The organism is Hyphobacterium sp., from assembly GCF_965228115.1.
GTDB lineage: Bacteria > Pseudomonadota > Alphaproteobacteria > Caulobacterales > Maricaulaceae > Hyphobacterium.
Window position 1 is genome coordinate 509,021 of record NZ_OZ245794.1, and the last position, 19,428, is coordinate 528,448.

Annotated in this window: 14 protein-coding genes; 4 read left to right on the forward strand and 10 right to left on the reverse strand. The window is 57.9% G+C overall.

Annotated elements, in window-relative coordinates; all coding sequences use genetic code 11:
* Positions 1 to 4: 4 nt before the first annotated feature.
* On the forward strand, positions 5 to 1,387 hold the full coding sequence (locus ACO079_RS02920) for an L-serine ammonia-lyase (RefSeq protein ID WP_421791622.1): 1,383 nt from the start codon (positions 5 to 7) through the stop codon (positions 1,385 to 1,387).
* Positions 1,388 to 1,392: 5 nt separating this feature from the next.
* Here the strand turns inward: ACO079_RS02920 and ACO079_RS02925 are convergent, their stop codons facing one another.
* The 6 genes from ACO079_RS02925 to ACO079_RS02950 all read right to left on the reverse strand — a co-directional run bounded on the left by ACO079_RS02925 (position 1,393) and on the right by ACO079_RS02950 (position 8,517).
* Entirely contained in the window at positions 1,393 to 2,481 is a 1,089-nt protein-coding gene (locus ACO079_RS02925) for an efflux RND transporter periplasmic adaptor subunit (RefSeq protein ID WP_421791624.1), read from the reverse strand.
* Positions 2,482 to 2,485: 4 nt separating this feature from the next.
* Entirely contained in the window at positions 2,486 to 5,569 is a 3,084-nt protein-coding gene (locus tag ACO079_RS02930) for an efflux RND transporter permease subunit (RefSeq protein ID WP_421791626.1), read from the reverse strand.
* 135 nt (positions 5,570 to 5,704) lie between these two features.
* Positions 5,705 to 6,175 carry a hypothetical protein gene (locus tag ACO079_RS02935; RefSeq protein WP_421791628.1) on the reverse strand — a complete coding sequence of 157 codons (471 nt, stop codon included), beginning with the start codon at positions 6,173 to 6,175 and terminating at the stop codon, positions 5,705 to 5,707.
* 8 nt (positions 6,176 to 6,183) lie between these two features.
* Positions 6,184 to 6,837, reverse strand: coding sequence for a CoA transferase subunit B (locus ACO079_RS02940; RefSeq protein ID WP_421791629.1), 654 nt, complete (start codon positions 6,835 to 6,837; stop codon positions 6,184 to 6,186).
* Positions 6,837 to 7,541 (reverse strand): CoA transferase subunit A, encoded by a 705-nt coding sequence (locus ACO079_RS02945; RefSeq protein WP_421791631.1) that lies wholly within the window; start codon positions 7,539 to 7,541, stop codon positions 6,837 to 6,839. Before ACO079_RS02945 ends, ACO079_RS02940 begins: the two co-directional genes overlap by 1 nt.
* A gap of 67 nt (positions 7,542 to 7,608) precedes the next feature.
* The gene (locus ACO079_RS02950) at positions 7,609 to 8,517 is read right to left on the reverse strand and encodes a YihY/virulence factor BrkB family protein (RefSeq protein WP_421791633.1); all 909 of its coding nucleotides are present in this window, start codon (positions 8,515 to 8,517) and stop codon (positions 7,609 to 7,611) included.
* A 265-nt stretch (positions 8,518 to 8,782) separates the two neighbouring features.
* Here ACO079_RS02950 and ACO079_RS02955 point away from each other — a divergent pair, with 265 nt between their 5' ends.
* Positions 8,783 to 10,078, forward strand: a complete 1,296-nt coding sequence (locus ACO079_RS02955; protein ID WP_421791635.1) for a hypothetical protein — start codon at positions 8,783 to 8,785, stop codon at positions 10,076 to 10,078.
* Here the strand turns inward: ACO079_RS02955 and mfd are convergent.
* Together mfd and ACO079_RS02965 are read right to left on the reverse strand one after the other, a co-directional pair.
* A complete protein-coding gene (gene mfd, locus ACO079_RS02960) occupies positions 10,075 to 13,551 on the reverse strand; it encodes a transcription-repair coupling factor (RefSeq protein WP_421791637.1) in 3,477 nt (1,158 codons plus the stop codon). The two genes, ACO079_RS02955 and mfd, sit on opposite strands and share 4 nt — an antisense overlap.
* The gene (locus ACO079_RS02965; protein ID WP_421791639.1) at positions 13,552 to 13,827 is read right to left on the reverse strand and encodes a succinate dehydrogenase assembly factor 2; all 276 of its coding nucleotides are present in this window, start codon (positions 13,825 to 13,827) and stop codon (positions 13,552 to 13,554) included.
* Between ACO079_RS02965 and recG the strand changes: the two genes are divergently transcribed.
* Positions 13,826 to 15,979: an ATP-dependent DNA helicase RecG gene (recG, locus tag ACO079_RS02970; protein ID WP_421791641.1), complete on the forward strand. Its 2,154-nt coding sequence runs from the start codon at positions 13,826 to 13,828 to the stop codon at positions 15,977 to 15,979. The two genes, ACO079_RS02965 and recG, sit on opposite strands and share 2 nt — an antisense overlap.
* Here the strand turns inward: recG and ACO079_RS02975 are convergent.
* Entirely contained in the window at positions 15,976 to 16,644 is a 669-nt protein-coding gene (locus ACO079_RS02975; protein WP_421791643.1) for a DUF502 domain-containing protein, read from the reverse strand. The two genes, recG and ACO079_RS02975, sit on opposite strands and share 4 nt — an antisense overlap.
* A gap of 187 nt (positions 16,645 to 16,831) precedes the next feature.
* Here ACO079_RS02975 and ACO079_RS02980 point away from each other — a divergent pair, with 187 nt between their 5' ends.
* The gene (locus ACO079_RS02980) at positions 16,832 to 17,971 is read left to right on the forward strand and encodes a DUF3089 domain-containing protein (protein ID WP_421791645.1); all 1,140 of its coding nucleotides are present in this window, start codon (positions 16,832 to 16,834) and stop codon (positions 17,969 to 17,971) included.
* Position 17,972: 1 nt separating this feature from the next.
* Here the strand turns inward: ACO079_RS02980 and rfaE2 are convergent, their stop codons facing one another.
* Positions 17,973 to 19,424 (reverse strand): D-glycero-beta-D-manno-heptose 1-phosphate adenylyltransferase, encoded by a 1,452-nt coding sequence (gene rfaE2 / locus ACO079_RS02985; RefSeq protein WP_421791647.1) that lies wholly within the window; start codon positions 19,422 to 19,424, stop codon positions 17,973 to 17,975.
* Positions 19,425 to 19,428: the final 4 nt, after the last annotated feature.

The following is a 19,428-nucleotide window of genomic DNA, read 5'->3' on the forward strand; positions in this document are numbered from 1 at the left end:
CCCCATGCATCTCGGCGTCTTTGATCTTTTCAAGATTGGCGTGGGCCCGTCCAGCTCTCACACCGTTGGCCCGATGAAGGCAGCCAAGATTTTTGTGGAGCGCGTGGCCGAAGACCATGACCTGTCCTCGCTCAACCGGTTGTCGTGTGAGCTCTACGGCTCGCTTGCCTTCACCGGTGTCGGGCATGGCACGGATTCGGCTGTTCTTTTGGGCCTCGAAGGTCAGGACCCGGCGGAGATCGACCCGGATACAATGGCACCCACCATCGACCGCATTAAATCGACCAAACGGCTGAAAGCCGGTGGACAAAAAGAGATCAATTTCGAATACGGTCGGGACCTGCTCTTCAAGGGCGAAACGCGCCTGCCCTTTCACTCCAATGCCATGAAATTCATCGCCGAAACAGCTACCGGAGACGTGCTGCGCGAGGAAATCTGGTACTCGATCGGCGGCGGCTTTGTAATCGATGAAACCGAAGCCGGACGCAACTCCGCAGTGGGCGAACAGGAGGGTGAGCCCTATCCATTCAATACCGGTGATGACCTTCTGCGGATTGGCAAGGAAACCGGGCTGACCATTCCCCAAATCATGCTGGAAAATGAGAAGGCTTTCCGGTCCGAAGACGAGATACGAAAGGGTGTCCGTGAAATCTGGAAGGCCATGGAAGGTTGCATAAATCGCGGCCTTCGCGAGGAAGGCATTCTGCCAGGCGGGCTGAACGTAAAGCGCCGGGCTCCTTCCATACACCGAGCGCTCTTGAACAATCCCGACAAAGCCGAGGCAGATCCCCTCACCTTCATGGACTGGATCAATCTTTGGGCCATGGCCGTGAATGAAGAAAACGCCGCTGGCGGGCGGGTCGTCACAGCGCCCACCAATGGCGCAGCCGGGATCATTCCAGCTGTTGTACGTTATTATGACCGCCACCATTGGAAGTCCGACGACAAGGATGCGATTCTTCGTTTTTATCTGACGGCTGCCGCCATCGGTGCCTTGTATAAGAAAAACGCCTCGATTTCCGGCGCGGAAGCGGGTTGCCAGGGCGAAGTGGGCGTCGCCTGTTCCATGGCCGCGGGCGGACTGGCGGCGGCGCTGGGCGGCAATAATCTGCAGATCGAGAATGCAGCAGAGATCGGCATGGAACACAATCTGGGCCTGACCTGTGATCCCGTGGCCGGGCTGGTTCAAATTCCTTGCATCGAACGCAATGCCATTGGCGCCGTAAAAGCGATTGATGCAGCCCGCCTCGCCTTATCGGGTGATGGCGAGCACAAAGTGTCGCTCGATCAGGTCATCAAGACGATGAATGACGTCGCCAAGGACATGTCGGACAAATACAAGGAAACATCGCAAGGCGGGCTCGCAATCAACGTACCCGTTTGCTAGCCGGTTTAGTTCGCGACATTCCCGCCTGTACCCGACGTGCCGCCCGCAATTTGTGTTTCATTGAGTATGTTAACCGCCTGACCGGGACGGAGATTTTCTGCCCCGCGAACCACCACACGATCTCCCGCGGCAATCTCGCCGGTTACCGCAATCAATTCGCCATTTCGATCGCCGGTCACCACCTGAACCTGCTCTGCAGTGTTGTCCTCTCCAATGAACCAGACATGACTGCCTCTCGTCCGCAGGACAATCGCATCCTGAGGAACAGCAACCACATGCACCGATTCACCGCGCGGCAAGTAGGCACGAACGCCCGATCCCGCGATCCAGGGTGAATTGTCCAGCTCGATACGAAGCTCGAAGGTGCGGGACACGGCATCGCCAACAGGAATAATCGCGCGGATTGGCGCCAGAATCCGGCGATCGCCGTCGCCAACTTCAACCTCGTCACCGACGGCGATAAACGCTGCAACACTCAAAGGGGCCTGGCTGCGGGCCTCAAGTGAGTTCGTATCCACCAGCCGCACAATTTCCCGCCCGGGCGAAGAATACTCTCCCACCTGGATAAGGCGTTCTACCACGCGTCCTGTAAAAGGCGCCAGGATCTCGGTCCGCGCGAGATCCAACCGTGCACGTTGTACGGCGCTTTGCGCTTCGTTGAGCTCTTGAACGGCCAGATTCCGCGCCAGTTCAACCTCCCGCAATCGCGTTTGCGGCGCGGTCCCGGCTTCAGCCAATCGAGACCATCTTTCAAATTCGGAACTCTGATAATCTGCATTTGCCCGCAAACGCGCGAGCCGTGCTTGCGCTTCGCCCAATTGCAGCCGCGCTTGCATATCGTCCAGCCGCGCCACCGGTTCACCAGCCTCGATGAGGTCACCGGGTTCGGCGACCATGACAACCCTGCCATTGGCTTCCGCGGCGATCCGTGAATCATTCCGGCTCAATACGGTTGCGGGACTCTGGATCGTCGGTGCCATATCCGTTTCGACCGCCTCTGCCACCCGGACATTTGCCGGAGGCGGCCCTTGCTGGGCCAGAGCGGTAGCCGCCGTGAAGAAGGCCAGAGCGAATGACGTCACGAGTTTCATCATCTGTTTATTCCGCCGGTTGGGCGCGCGCAGCTGCAACGCGTTGCGCTTGCCGTGTCTCGCCCAGCCGCAGCAGGCTGGGAATTAAAAGAAGGGTAAAGATCAGGCTGACGCTCATGCCGCCAACAATCGCCGCGGCTAGACCCCGATAAATCTCGCTGCCCACACCCGGGAATAGTAAGAGGGGCAACATGCCGAGAAGACTGGTCATCGTGCTCATGAAGATCGGCCTCAAGCGCATCCGCAGTGCTTGATCCACGGCATCCCGTCTGAGCAAGCCGTCACGTTCGCCCTGCCGCGTCTGATCAACCAGCAGGATGGCATTATTGATGACCAGACCCAACAGGATGAAAAAGCCCATCATGGTCAGCAGGTCGAGCGGCTGGTTGGTGAACAGGTTGAGGATCAACAACATGATGACCCCGCCAATCCCCGCCAGCGGGATCGACACGAGAACCAGGAGCGCGTCCCGGATCGAGCGGAACATGCCGGCAAGGATCAGGAACAGGATCACCAAAGCCAGGCCGATATTGGACAGCATGGTTCGCTGGGCTCGCGCCAGACTGTCCGCGCTTCCGCCATAGCTAACCACGCCATCGGGCGGCAGCGCATCCATGATGGCCGGCTCGACCTCGTCCTGCACAATGGTGAGTATTTCTTCCAGCGACTGCCCTTCGGGCTGGTTGATGAAAATTGTGATGGTCCGGCGGCGGTCGACCCGCTGGATATTCCCGACCCCGACCTCTTCGCGGATCGACACAAGATCATCCAGCGGCACAACCGCTCCGGAGGGGGTGACGATCGGCAGTCCCGCGAGCTCGTCGGGCGTACTCCAGCCTTCAGATCGCAGGATGATGTTCATCCGTGATTCGCCGTCAAAATATTCACCAATGAACTGGCCATCGCCCAGCATGGAAATCATGCCGGCAACATTGCGCCGGGCCCAACCCGCCTCTTGAATCCGGCGGTCATTGGGCACCATGGTCAAGCGCGGCTGTGTCGCCTGAGGTGGCGGATTGGCATTGATGTTTATGCCCGGAAAGCGCTCGCGCAGCATCTGCAAACCCAGCTGGGCTGCATTTGCTCGGGCATCCGGGTCCGCGCTTTGAATGTTGAGCTGAATATTGCCGCCTTGGGCAAATCCGCCAAACAAATCGCCTTGCTGCGCAAAGGCAAAGACGTCCGGGATTCCAACGATGATTTCTTCGCGGACAATCCGTTCCAGCTCGCGAACCTGATTTTGATCTTGAACCCGGATACCGGCTGTTGCGCCCTGGCCACCGGGAAAAGTCCCAAAATAGTAGTTCCGCAGTGCGGGCTCCTGTTCACCCGACATGTAAGGCTCTAACCGCTCGATCAGCGTTTGCGCCACTTCGCTGTCGATCCAGTCCATATTCGAGCCGGGCGGAAAGCCAAAAAAGACATCAACGGCATCGCGCTTTACCGGCGGCAAATAATCCATTGGCGGACGCAGGACGAAGGTAAGGGCCAGCGGAATGGCAATGAGGCCGGCAATGAGCCCGAACTTTATCGCCCGGCGATCCGTCAACCGCAGCACGCCATCGGCAATTGCATTCATGATGGGCTGTTTTGTTCCGGTTTTCCGGTCGCGCACCAGATGTTTCACGGCCACCGGCAAGATGGTCACCGCCACGACCATGGAAATACCCACGCCAACGGCGATGGTAATCGCAAGGTCAGCAAAGAGTTGTCCTTCAACGTCCGAGACAAAGATCAGTGGCAAAAAGATTGCGACGGTCGTCACCGTTGAGGCCAGTAACGCTCCCCAGACCTGCGCCGCCCCTTTTTCTGAAGCTGTATCCGGATCCTCTCCCAGTTCGCGTCGCCTGATGATGTTTTCCAACACCACAATGGCGGCATCCATGACCATGCCTGTGGCAAATGCCAGGCCTGCCAGCGAGATGACATTGATCGTGCGGCCAAAGAGGTAAAGCACAATCAGTGTCGCAAGCAGGCTGATCGGGATGGTCATCGAGATGATGAGCGTTGCACGGGTCCGCCTGAGAAACAGCCACAAACCGGCAACCGCCATCAAGATCCCGATCAACAGATTCGTCCGTAAGAGATTGATTGCCCGCATGATAAACACGCTGGCATCAAAGGATGGTGCCATGACGAGGTTGCGCTCTGCCAGCAGCGTCTCGTTGATGATAGCGACTTCGGCTTTCACGGCGTCCAGTGCGGCCAGCACGTTCGCGCCTGCCTGGCGGCGGACCTCGATACCCATGGCCGGATTGCCATTCTGATAGGTAAAGTTATTGCGCTCGCCATAGCTGACCGTCACTTCGGCGACATCACGCAAATAGACAGGACTGCCTTCGCGCCAGACGATTACAAGCTCGTCGAGCTCCTGCGGTTCAAACTCACCCTCAAAGCGCATTTGATACGATCGGCGGCCGATATCAGCATTTCCGCCCGAAACATCCTGGTTGTTGATGATCGCGGCCGAAATTTGCGGCAAGGTGACCCCGAGTTCGGCAGCGCGAAACGGATCGACGGTTATTTGCAATTCTTCGGGCCGCAATCCCCACCCGATATTGACGCTTGCGACGCCGGGAATGGACTCCAGCCGCGGTACAATCACATCATCAACAAAGGTCGAGTAGGTGTGAATATCATTGGGGTTTTCCGGCAAGGCCTGCAGAAAAAACCAGATCAGGCTCTGCTGGGCGTCCCCGCCGAAGCCGCCAATATTCGGCCCGATGGCATCGCGCGGCAAGGGCGGCACCTGGGAGAGGCGATTGGATATCTCGATCGCCGTCTGTGTCATATCTGTATCGACCGAGAAGGTCAGATTGATAAAGGCCGTGCCTTCCGAGACAAAGACACGCATCTCTTCCATGCCCGGCAATCCCGCAAGCGCTTGCTCCTGCGGTTCGACAATTTCCGATTCCATCTCCAGAGGAGAGGCAGACCGCCAGAAGGTTGCGATATTCACAGTGGGCTGATCGGTATCGGGAAACAGCTGAACCGGTAGCCGCATAAGGGAGGCCGCACCCAGCAAAACAATCAGCGCAATGCCGACAAAAACGGCGGCCGGATTATTCAAAGATAATCGGGTAAGCGGCATCGCATCCTCCCTCTGCGGGACAGAAAATGCGCCGATGCCCCTAAATCACCTAGTTAAACTATGGTCATGCGGCTCACGCGGAAGTGAGGAAAAGCCCGGAAAGGTCGAGCTCTCCCCACACTAAATCTGGATGCTTTACGATTGTTTTTTATCGGACTTTCTTGCGTCTGACGATGAAAAGTGCCGGACAGAAAACACGGTCAATGCAACAATCACGGCCAGCACACCCACGGCCAGGCCGGCACGGATAATCCAGTCGATATCCTCGGAACTTCCGGTGCCGGTCTCAAACCATTGGCTCAATGCAGCCGTGGTCTGGTTTGTTACCATCACGAGCAGCACAAAGTTGAACGCCGCAGAGACCAGTTGCGGTAGCAATATCCAGATTTGTGCCAGGCGTGCCGCACTCAGAAGATAAGCGCTCGCGGTTAGCAAAACCGCCGTAATGAAACCAAAAAATGGCAGGATGACCGCAATGATCAGGTGCGTCCGGGCGACATCATTCGGGGCCGCCGGAAAGACGGCGCCCAGAAACGTCACGAATGTCAGCGTGGTCAGCCCGCTCGCGACAATAGTGCCAATGCCGATCCCGAAACGGTTGGTCATCGCCGCAGCTAGGAAGGCTGCGTCAGCGCCTCGCTGACGGTGAATTCAGCTTCGGTACTGGCCTTGATGTCATCCACGCTGACCTCCGGTGCCAGCTCGATCAGAACCAGACCTTTGTCGGTCACATCGAACACGCCAAGCGTCGTGATGATGCGATCCACAACGCCGGTGCCGGTGAGCGGCAGCGTGCATTTCTTCAACAGCTTGGGATCACCGGCTTTGGAAGTGTGATCCATGATCACCACAATCCGCTTCACACCGGCGACCAGGTCCATTGCGCCGCCCATGCCTTTGACCATCTTGCCGGGGATCATCCAGTTGGCGATATCGCCATCCTGAGAGACTTCCATGGCCCCCAGGATAGACAAATCAATATGTCCACCGCGGATCATTCCAAAGCTGTCAGCGGACGAGAAATAGCTCGTACGCCGTAGCTCGGTGATGGTTTGCTTGCCGGCATTAATGAGGTCAGGATCAACATCCTGATCATAGGGAAACGGGCCCATGCCCAGCATGCCGTTTTCAGACTGCAGGGTGACGTCAATCTCTTCACCAATGAAGTTCGGCACCAGGGTCGGAATACCAATACCCAGATTGACGTAGAAGCCGTCTTCGAGTTCCTGCGCGGCACGGCGCGCCATGTCTTCGCGTGTCCAGGGCATCAGGCGTTCTCCTTGGTGCGCGTCGTGCGTTGTTCGATACGTTTTTCAAACTCGCCCTTGATCAGGCGCTGCACGAAAATGCCCGCCGTGTGGATATTGTCGGCATCCAGTTCGCCAACTTCAACAATCTCTTCAACTTCAGCCAGCGTGACCTTGCCGGCTGTTGCCATCATCGGATTGAAATTGCGAGCTGTTTTCCGGTAGATCATATTGCCCTGGGTGTCGGCCTTCCAGCCTTTCACGATCGACAAATCTGCGACCAGCCCGGTTTCCATAATGTATGTTTCGCCGTTGAAATCGCGATGGTCCTTACCTTCCGCGATCACGGTGCCGACGCCGGTTTTCACGTAGAAACCGGGAATGCCGGCCCCACCGGCACGAATGCGTTCGGCGAGCGTGCCTTGCGGATTAAATTCCAGTTCCAGCTCACCGGACAGGAATTGGCGCTCAAATTCCTTGTTCTCTCCCACATAGGACGAGACCATTTTCTTGATGCGTTTAGCGTCTAGCAACTTGCCCAGACCAAAACCGTCCACACCGCAATTATTCGAAATAATGGTGAGGTCTTTCACGCCCGATTCCAGAATGGCGTCGATCGCATTTTCCGGAATGCCGCAAAGGCCAAAGCCGCCCGCCATGATGGTCATGCCATCAAACAAAAGGCCGTCCAGCGCTGCGCTCGCATCAGGGTAGATCTTGTTCATCCCGCATCCTTTTTCCGGTGAGAGAGATTGTGCCGCTGCTTATATCGGTTGCAGCGGATTTGGCCAGTCATGCCGTCTTGGCAAGTTCACCTTTGCGGCGTTTATCGACTTCAACCGCCAAAGCCCCGCCGAAAAACACGGCGTAAGCGCCCCAATAGATCCATAACAGGAAAACGATCAACGCGCCGACGGAACCATAGGCCGTCGGGCGGATCCAGCCGGACACATAGTAAGAAAAACCGGCCGATACGAGCATCCAGATCAAGGTGGCGACCATGGCCGCCGTGACCGATGCCACCCAGCCGATGCCCCCTGCCCGGCGCATCAGGAAGCGATAAAGCAAGGTCAAGGCGGCGATCATTGTTACCAGCACAGCTGTCCACTCGTTGAAGAAAGAATCGATGCCGGAAAACTCCAGCCCCATTGCGTCGAAAATCGGCCGGACAATCGTGGGAATGGAAAACACCACGATATTGACAAGCACCAGCAAGGCGCCGCCGGCTACCACCGTCATCATAGCGACGGCATTGAACTTGATCACATTCCGCAGATCACCCACACCGCCGATCTGATTGAGCCCGGCAATCACGGCTTTGGCGCCCCGGGACGCCGCAAAAAACGAAATTCCAAGTGCCACAAGGCCTTGCAAAGATAGCGACACGCGCGGTGCCTCGGCGATCGGCGCGATCTGTCGTTCGGCAAAGGCCCGGCCCGATTCCGGGATAACACTGGCAAAACGGTCAATCTGTGCCGCAGCATCGCTCACATCGAACACCAGGCCATAGATGGCCACCGCGACGGCGACGAGCGGAAAAATGGCCAGCAGGGTGAAGAAGGATACGCCCCCGGCAAACAACATCACCTCGCGGGCCATGGTCCGGCTGACAGAGGCAATGAGCACAGCCAAGGGCGGCCAGCTGATCACCAGCTGAAACCCCTGCGTTACGACCCCTGCAATGCGTCGGACTTGTTCCATGACGATGGCCATACAGGCAAAATCGGGTTTTGAACACCAAAACGCCAGCCTGTGGGTGCAGGCTGGCGCGTCTGGGATTGGTGGGCCGGACAAGCCGGCCGAGACAACGAACGTGCGAGGGACAAGAAGGGTGTCCGTTGATCTCGTGAACAGAAGTACCGAACCCTGCTTGAATGGCTTATGAACGGCGCTTCAGGCTGGCGTTCAGCGGTTTTCACCTTGCCAATTTTATGACACTTTATGTCACAGAGCGCCTGGGGGGCGAATGACACGCCGACTGAACATCGCTGTTGTAGACGAAGGCGGAGATCTTTCGGTCGGGCCGTCTGATCTCGATATCTACCGGATATCAACCCATTCCGTTTCGCCACACCAACCTGTCAGTCATCGAAAATTTGACGCAATCCTGATTTGTGCTGCGGATACGGAGCGCGCAAGGGAGCTGGCAGCCCTTCACGCTGGCCGCACGAAGGACCGCCCACCCGTCATCCTGATCTCTGAGGCGGATCACCCGCCTGAAGGATTTGACGGATGGTTGAGGCGTCCGGTTTCGCCGGTTCAGCTGGCCAACCGAATTCAATCCCTGCGCAGGCTTTGGGTGATGGAGGACGTCGCACGGCGGCGCATGGCGGCTGCCGCAGTGTTCGGTCACACCCCACCCGCGGACCCGCTGAAAGCCAAGAAGCCGACTGTTTTGTTCGTCGGTGAAGCAACATCTCGTTTCATGGCCATCCGGCACGCACTGGAACATGCCGGGACCGCGATGATCGCCGCGTTTTCTTCTTTCTCTGCCTTTGATTACCTGCATGAACGCCCCTTCGATGCCGTAATACTGAACGCTCTTGGAAAAAAAGAACTCGCTTTCACCATCTCTTCCGCCATGCGGCGCAATGCACGGCTCTATCACACGCCGGTATTACTGCTGACGCCGTCTGGACGTTTTGATGCAGCAGACGAGGCTTTTGCTCGTGGCGTATCAGACATTCTTCCAGCCAACGCCTCACCGACAGAGATCAGCGGCCGGGTTCTCAGACTGGCGGATGAACGGCGCAGGCGGCGCGACGCCAAGGCCATTCTTGAGAACTGCCGGGCAACCCAGACCGTCGACCCGGCGCTAGGCCTGTATCAAAAACGATTCGCGTTGGCCCATCTGCAGGACCTGCTGGAAAACGCCTCGCAAAGTAGGAAGCCGACGGGGCTGGTGATGATGTCCATTGATCCTCCCGAAGTCGAAGTGAGCGCTGAAAAAGTTGCGGCCGCCCATCAGCAGTTTGCGTCCATGTTGCGTCATTTATTGCGGGCAGAAGATGCACCGGCCTTACTGGCACCCGATCTTTTCGCGGCCATTTTGCCCTACACAGATCGCGAAGGCGCTGGCTGTGTCGCCGAGCGTGTAAGCGCGGTCGCGGAATGTACGGCCTTTGACGGGGACGATCCGCTACACCCCTTCAGATTAAATGTGCACTGCGGAGCGCTTGAAGCGGCAGGCGAAGAAACGGCCGAAGCCTTGATCGAACGGGGTCAGCGTCTGCTGGACTCGACCCGTCTCGAGGCCGTCTAGGCCGGGTCTTTCCGTGCGAGATCCGCAAGCCGCGCCAATGCGCGTTGCAAACCCTTCAAGCGTTGTTTTGGATCAGGCCAGTTTCCGGGGACGAATATTTTCTGATCGGGACGCAGTTTGAATTCCTGCGAATGCTCGGTAATCAGCTTCACCAGCCCGGCCGGGTTTGAAAATTGATCATTCCGGAATTGCAGGGTGGCTCCTTTAGGACCGGCATCCGCTTTTTGAACGCCTGCAACTTTGCAAAGCGTCTTGATCGCCATGATCTGCAGCAATTGCTCGACCTCCTCAGGCAAGGGCCCGAACCGGTCGATCAACTCTGCTGCGAAGGCTTCACGTTCAGCCTTGCCTTCGAGATTAGAGACGCGGCGATAGAGTTGGAGCCGCAAATCCAGATCGGCCACATAACCTTCCGGGATCAGAACAGCCGCGCCGGCATTGATCGCAGGTGACCAGTCATGGTCTTCAGCCTCGCGGTCATCTTTCAATGACGCCACCGCTTCTTCCAGCATGGATTGATAAAGCTCCACGCCCACATCGCGGATGTGTCCGGATTGCTCCTCGCCGAGCAGATTCCCGCCGCCCCGGATGTCCAGATCATGGCTGGCCAGTGTGAAACCGGCCCCGAGCGTATCGAGGCTGTGCAAGACCTGGAGGCGCTGCTCTGCCTGTACTGTCATCGGCTTGTTCGGATCGGTCGTTAGATACGCATAGGCCCGGGTTTTCGACCGACCCACGCGCCCGCGGAGCTGATACAGTTGTGCAAGACCGAACCGGTCAGCGCGATAGATCACCATCGTATTCGCGGTAGGAACATCCAGCCCGGATTCCACGATCGAGGTCGAGACCAGCACATCATACCGGCCTTCATAAAAAGCCGTCATGATATCTTCGAGCCGGGTCGGCGCCATTTGCCCGTGCGCGACGACATAGGACACTTCGGGCACCTGCTCTCGCAGGAATTCTGCCATGGACTCGAGATCAGAAATCCGCGGGGCCACGAAATAACACAACCCGCCGCGATACTTCTCGCGGAGCAAAGCTTCCCGAACCGTCACAGGATCAAAAGGTGACACATAAGTGCGCACGGCCAGACGGTCGATCGGCGGCGTTGCAATGATGGACAGATCGCGAATACCCGTCAGCGCCAGTTGCAATGTCCGGGGGATCGGTGTGGCCGTCAGCGTCAGCACGTGAACATCAGCGCGCAATTCTTTCAGCCGTTCTTTGTGTTTGACGCCGAAATGCTGTTCTTCATCGACGATCAAAAGGCCCAGATCGGAAAACTTCACACTGTCAGACAAAAGCGCATGCGTCCCCACGACAATTTCGGCCTTGCCGTCGCGTAATTCCTCGCGTGTTGCGGTTGCTTCTTTTGCAGGCACCAGCCGAGACAGATGCCGCACCTTGACCGGCCAGTTCCGGAACCGCTCGGAAAACGTCCTGAAGTGTTGACGGGCCAGCAGCGTAGTGGGCGCGACCACCGCCACCTGCCGGCCTTCCAGCGCGGTGATAAACGCCGCCCGAAGCGCAACTTCGGTTTTCCCAAACCCGACATCGCCGCAAATGAGCCGGTCCATGGGGCGGCCACTGGCCAGATCCCCGAACACATCTTCAATCGCTGAAAGCTGATCATCGGTTTCGGCATAGGGAAAAGCCGCAGAGAATTCGTCATAGGAGCCGCTGGGCGGAACGATCACATCAGCTTTCTTGGCATTGCGTTGGGCAGCAATCCGGATGAGCTGCTCAGCCATATCCCGCAAGCGTTTCTTGGCCTTGGCCTTGCGCGCCTGCCAGGCAACCCCACCCAGCTTGTCCAGCTGAACGCCCTCGCCCTCATTTCCATAGCGCGACAGCAGTTCGATATTCTCAACCGGCAAAAACAGTTTCGCGGCGCCGGAATACTCAATCTCCAGGCAATCATGCGGGGCGTCATGCACATCCAGCGTCTTCAAGCCAAGATAGCGCCCCAGACCATGCTCGGCATGAACGACCAGATCATTGGCGGACAAAGAGCCCGCCTCCATGATGACGTCCGCCCCTTTCTTCCGGCGGGGCCGGGCCAGCCGGTCGCCCAGAATATCCTGCTCTGACAGAACCAGCAGGTCATCGGTTTCAAAGCCGTGCTCCAATGGCAGGATAATGCCGAGCGCTATATTCTTCGGAAACTTCGCAAGCTCGTGCCATCGCTGAAGGCGCTGCGGTGTCTGCAGACCGTGATCGCCAAGAACCGTCGACATCCGGTCTGCAGCACCTTCAGTCCAGGACGCAATAATGACCCGTTTTCCGGACTTTAGGCCTGATTGAATATGGCTGGCCGCGGCGTCAAAAACATTGACGCCTTCTGCCGCACGTTCAGCCGCAAAGCTCTTGGATTGCCGGCCGCCTGCATCCAGCGCGTCCGGCTCGCGGAACGGCGTGAACTGACGTGTATCCGAGTGATCCAGGCTCGCTGAAAAGGCCTGGGGAGATTGATACAGGCTTTCGGATGGCAAGGCGCGATAGACAGGCGCCTTGAGTCCACCTTTTACATTCGCCGCTGCGTGCTTGCGCGCATCGTAATAGTCATCGATCAGTTCCTGGCGCTGTTTCAGCGCATCCTGAGCCAGATGATCCAGCCCGATCAGCGGCGATCCCCCGAGATAGGCGAGTGGTGTTTCAAGCGCCTCATGAAAAAGCGGCAGCCAGTGCTCAACCCCTTGCGGGCGCAAGCCAGCACTCACGCCTTCATAGATCGGGTCTCCGTCTGTGATCGCGCCGAAAGCGGAAACATAACCACTCCGGAAACGGGAAATGCTGTCTTCGTCCAGAAAAAGCTCACTGACTGGAGAAAAGCGGATCGCTTTCAGCTGGCGTGTGGAACGCTGGGTTTCCGGATCAAACGCCCGGATCGATTCCAGCGTATCACCGAATAGATCGAGCCGGACCGGCTCGCCTTCTGTGGGTGGAAACGCATCAATGACTCCACCGCGGATCGCAAAATCACCCGGCTCGCGAACCGATGTGGTCCGGGCATAACCATTTGCCGACAAATAGGATTTCAGCGCGTCCAGATCGATGATCTCACCGGGTTTGGCAGCAAAGCCGCGTGCCGACATGGCCTCCCGTGGCGCACATTTCTGGGTGACCGAATTGACCGTTCCGATGACCAGCAGCGGCGTTTGATCCTCTGGTTTGCGCCCGGCCAACCAGGACAACGTGGCCGCTCGCCTTGCCGCCACGCGCGGGCTGGGAGACACCCGGTCATAGGGCTGGCAATCCCAGGCGGGTAGTCGCAAGGCCGGAATCTTCGGCGCAAAGAACCGCCAGGCGGTTTCAAAAGCAGCTGCGCGGGAATCATCCCGCGCCACAAACAGGCCGACCCCGCCCCTCGAATGAAGAGCCTCGCCGAGCAGAAAAGCATCATAGCCTTCAGGTGCACCGCCAATTGTCGTCCGGCCGGACGCATGCGCGAGAGGCTCAACCCAGTTCATTTATCCGGTCTTGGTGACCGCGTGCGCGGAGGCCGCGAGGGCTTGAAATACGGGGCCATCCACGTCTTGCGGCACGGGTTCGCGGCCCACGATCCAAGCATAAAGTTCCTGATCCGGAATCTCGAGCAAAGCCTCGAACTCATCCAGCTCGTTTTCGCTCATGTCGGCAAGACGCGCACGGGCAAAGCCGCCAATCACCAGATCGGCTTCTTTGAAGCCGCGATGATCCGCGCGGTAAAGCAAACGGCGGCGGCGAATTTCAATTTCATCTGACATGCTGCGGGCATATAGTCTGACCCGGCGCTGGCGTGAAGCCGCGCCGTGCCACAAGCTGCAGATCATGCGACCCGAGATTCTCTTCCCGCTCTTTAAAGAGATCACCACACTGCCCGGTCTTGGCACGCGGCTGGCTGTGCTGATTGAAAAAGTCGCCGGACGCCGGGTCAAGGATTTGCTTTTCTTGCGCCCAACCTCTGTGATCGACCGCAGCCTGAGACCAAAGATCGCAGACGCGCCGGAAGGCCAGATTGTTACTATCAAGGCCGAGATCGAGCACCATATCGAACCGCCCCGTAACAAATTCACGCCGTATAAGGTGAGGATGAGCGATGAGACAGGTTTCCTCCACCTGGTCTATTTCCGCCCGCGTATACCCTATCTGACCAAGCTGCTGCCCGAGGGCGAGACCCGGATTGTATCAGGCAAAATCGAGACCTTTGGCAGCGAAAAACAGATCACGCACCCGGATCTGGTGCTGACGGAAGCCGAGGCGGCGGAATTGGGCGGTCTGGAAACCGTTTACCCCCTGACCCAGGGCCTTAGCCAAAAAGTGCTCCGCAAAGCCCTTAAAGCCGCTATGAAGGATATTCCCGAGCTGCACGAATGGCATGATGGAGCCGTTCTGCAAGACCGGAATTGGCCGCGCTGGCATGAAGCGCTTCAAGTCTTACACACGCCTGAAACCCAGGCCGAAACAGACGCGATACATCCGGCCCATCAAAGGCTGGCCTTTGATGAATTGTTCGCCCGTCAGCTGGCCTTACAGATCGTCGGACAGCGCCGCCGCAGGCGAACCGGGCACGCCCTGATTGGTGACGGTTCTCGTGTCGAGAAAGTCCTGACCAACGCCCCGTTCGAGCCCACAGGCGCGCAGACGCGATCGTTCGCAGAGATCACCCGTGATATGGCATCGGATCAACGCATGATGCGTCTTCTCCATGGCGATGTCGGGTCAGGCAAGACCTTTGTGGCCGCCCTTGCTGCAGCTCGGGCCGCAGAAGCCGGGTACCAGACCGCTGTCATGGCACCGACCGAGATACTCGCGCGTCAGCTGGCCCGCAATCTGGAACTCTTTCTCGCTCCTGCCGGTTTGTCGGTTGCCGCTCTGACCGGTCGCGACAAAGGCAAGAAACGCGGGGCGATCACAGCCGACCTTTCCAATGGCAATACTCATGTGGTTTGCGGAACACATGCGCTGTTTCAGGAAGGCGTTGAGTTTGAAAAGCTCGGCCTTGTCATCATTGATGAACAACACCGCTTTGGGGTTTCGGATCGACTGAAACTGTCGGCGAAAGGCCAGCGTCCGGACCTTCTGGTGATGACCGCAACTCCGATCCCGCGCACGCTCGCACTTTCGGTTTATGGCCATATGGACATGTCCCGGCTGGACGAAAAACCGGCGGGCCGGAAACCGCCGGACACACGCACCATCTCAATGGATCGGATCAACAGCGTTATCGACGGCATTGGCCGCGCCATTGAACAAAACCAGCGCGTCTATTGGGTTTGCCCGCTGGTTGAGGAATCCGATCAGATCGATCTATCCGCTGCGGAGGACCGGTTCGCCCAACTGGCCGCTATCTATGGAGAGGATCGCGTCGGTCTTGTTCATGGACGGATGAAGGCGAAAGAAAAAGATGACGCCGCGATCCGCTTCCGCGAAGGCAAGATCGATATTCTTGTCGCGACAACCGTGATTGAAGTCGGGATCGATGCGCCCGATGCCACCATCATGGTGATCGAGCACGCCGAGCGCTTTGGTCTGGCCCAACTGCATCAGTTGCGTGGGCGCGTCGGCCGGTCTGACAAGGCGTCGACCTGTCTTCTACTTTATCAAGAGCCGCTGGGCGAGATTGCCCGCAAACGATTGGAAGTCATGAAATCAACCGACGATGGCTTTCAGATCGCCGAGAAAGACTGGAAGCTGCGCGGCGCCGGTGATCCACTCGGCGTACGCCAAAGCGGTTTACCGGATTACAAGCTGGTCGACATCGAGGCCCATCTCGAATTGATTCCGCTGGCCAATGAAGCTGCGCGAAAGGCGGTCTATGAGGACCCGGAATTTACCGGACCACTGGCCGAAGCCCGCCGGACCTTACTTTATCTCTTTGAACAGGATGCCGGAATCCGCCTGATTGAATCTGGCTAACGCCCCTCTGACGGTGATTCGGGCGGCGTAGCGTTGGGAGTCGTGCCATCCGCTGGAGCCAGACCTTCCGGCGTAACCAGGCCAAAGGAGATGATCATTTTCGCGGCCTCCTCAACGGACATGTCCAGCTGGGTCACCCGCGAACGGGGCGTATAAAGAAGAAAGCCAGAGGTTGGGTTCGGCGTGGTGGGCACAAACACCCCGATCGCATCATCCCCGACATCTTCCTGGATTTCTCCACGGGCATCTGCAGTGACGAAACCGACCGCATACGAGCCCTGGGTCGGAAACTCCACAAGAACCACTTCCCGGAAGGAATGCTGCCGGTTGGAAAACACCGTCTCGGCGATCTGCTTGACCGCGCCATAGATATTCCGGACCAGCGGCACGTTGTTCAGAAGCCGCTCGCCGACGCCGATCAATGACCGGCCAAAGAAATTCGCAGCCAATCCCCCCAGAACCGTCAGTCCGATGACGGCCACGACGACGCCGAGGCCCGGCAGAGCAAACGGCAAATAGGTTTCTGGATTATAGCGGTCCGGAATCAGGGGTTTGATGACCCGATCTACAAAGCTGACAAAGGTATAAATCAGCCAGATCGTGACGGTAACAGGAAGCGCGACCACGATTCCCGTCAGCAAGCTGTTTCTGAGCCAGCGGAACAAACGCCGCCTCCTTTCCTGTTTTACAGACAGCCCGTCCGGTTGATTCTGCGGTCAACTCGGCGACACTACGCCTCGTAACGTCATCCGCCAACATGCATGAGGTCATAACCGGATGTCACCAAGCACAAATCCCGCCCGTTTTCGTGTGGCCCTAAGAGTGGTGATCGTCCTCGGGGCCGGCTTCTTTATGCTCCTCGCGCTCGCATCCTGGGTTTTACGTGACCAGATTTATCAGTCATTCCTTGATCCGGGCGAGCCTTATCAAACCTACATTCCGCCCGAAGCGCCAGACTATCGCCAAAGCAGCGCCTGGTATGTTTTGCCGGAATCGCCGGACGCACGCCCGGCGCTCTTCTTTATCCATGGCACAACTTATTCCGGTGGCAGTCACTGGAATACGCCCCTGGATGCGGAGCAGCCATCACTCGATGCCATAGAGATTCAGATCCCGAATTTTGCTGCGCCATTCGGGGACGCCGCCCAGATTTTCGCACCACGCTACCGGCAAGCCGCCCTCTATGTGTTCAGCAATCTCCGCGAAGACGGTGTGGCTGCGCGGCAAACCGCTTCAGAAGACGTTCAGCTAGCCTTTCAGGACTTTCTGGAACGGATCGGAGAAGATCGTCCCTTCATCATCTCCGGCGTCGGTCAAGGCGGTTTACATGCGTCCATCCTGATAGCCGAGGTCATCGCCCGCGATGAGGCGCTGCGCCGCCGCATGGTCACGGCTTACGTGCAGGAGAGCCCGCTTCCACTCGACCTCTTCGAAGGCCCGTTATCGGAGATTCCACCTTGTGAGACGCCGGAAGACTTTCGTTGCGTGCATAGTTTTGTTTCGGCGCTGAGTGACAATGATGACCGCATCCGAATTCTGACGGAGCGAAGCCTGGTTTGGTCGCCTGATGGCGGATTCAGCCTGATCGATGGACGCCGCGTGCTTTGTGTAAATCCGATCCTCGGCGCGCGGACAACCGATTATGCCCCTGCCCGGTTGCATCTTGGAGGGGCTCAGGCATCGGGCTTTCGAGAAGGGGCAGCTCCTGCGGCCTTGCCAGCGCAAACCGGTGCGCAATGCACAGATGGTGTCCTGATGATTGAGGAACCCCGTTCCAGATCACTACATCGGCCCGGCCGTCTGATGGAGAATTACCAGTTGCCGCCCTTCAATCTATTTTACGAGGACTTGCGGGCAGACATCGCGCGGCGGACGCAAGCCTTCATGCCGGTCTTTGAAGCCGAGAACCAGATGGCGCCACCCCTCCAGGCCCCGGAGGATGTGGAGGATGCTCCGATTACGCCCATACCGGATCGCGCAGGTGGTGGTTAGATCAGCTGGATAAGCGGTTAATGATTGTGGTGGTTGATTGGCCCTCGACCAGGGGGATCAAACAAATCTCGCCGCCATAGGATTCCACAACATCTCCGCCTAGCGGCCCTAAATCCTCAAGCGAATAATCTGCGCCTTTGAAATAGATCTCTGGCCGTAAGGCCTCGATCAGGTCAGCCGGCGTATCTTGATCGAATACCACCACCTGATCGACCGCACCGAGGGCTGAAAGCACTTCCGCTCGCACACCGGAATCATTCACGGGCCGCCCCTCACCTTTCAGGCGTTTGACGGATGCATCGGAGTTCAGTCCGACAATCAAGCGGTCGCATCCTGCCCGGGCGTTTTGCAGATATCGGACATGGCCCGCATGCAGGATATCAAAACAACCGTTCGTCAGGCCGATCTTCAGGCCATGCGCCCGCCAACGCGCAACTGTCTCAATCAGATCTGACAACCCGACCGCTCCTTCGGCGCGATCGCCGCCACTGGCAGCAATCAGATCATGCGGCGTAACCGTAGCGGTTCCCACCTTGGTTACGACTTCTCCGGAAGCGTGCACTGCGGCCTCCATCGCATCGCGCAAGTCAGACCCGGCCCCCAAGGCAATCGCCAGCATTGAAATCGCCGTATCGCCTGCGCCAGAGACATCATAGACCTGTCTGGGGCGTGTGCGGACATGGGTCACGGCGTGCCCATCTGTCACACTCATGCCGCGCGACCCACGCGTGACGATGAGGTGTTCAACATCGTCGAGCTGCCCATAAACCCGACCAAGGGCGTTTTCACACGCGGCGTCATCAACCGGGTCTATTTCGCACTCCTCGAAAAGCTCCAGCGCGTTCGGTTTGATCAAAAAAGCCCCATTATACCGAGAGAAATCCTTCCCCCGCGGATCAACGCACACCCGGATCCCGGCCTTGGCTGCCAGCTTCATCAGACCCTGACTGACAGCTGACGAGACAACACCGCGGCCATAGTCGGAAAGAATCACGATGTCAGATTTGCCAATTTCGGCCTCAATGGCGGAAAGCAACTGGCGCTCGACATCCGGCGTCAATGCGCTTTTTGGATTCCGGTCCACGCAAAGCATCTGGTGACCGTTGGCCACAAACCGGGTTTTGACTGGCGTGGCCCGCATTCCATCCGCAATGAGCGTATGATCAGCGCCCGCAGCGTTTAGCTCATGCCGAAGCGCATCAGCTTCACTGTCATCCCCGACGACACTGATCAGACGCGCCTGGGCTCCGATCGCCCGCACGTTTCGGATCACATTGCCCGCGCCTCCGAGCATTTGCTCGATCGAGCTTTCATCCAATACAGGCACAGGCGCTTCGCGCGAGACACGATGTGTTGCACCGTACACGAATCGGTCGAGCATCACGTCCCCGACGCATAGCACACGGATGCCGGACGCTTTTTCGAGAATACCGGAAAGAGTGCGGATATCCATGAAT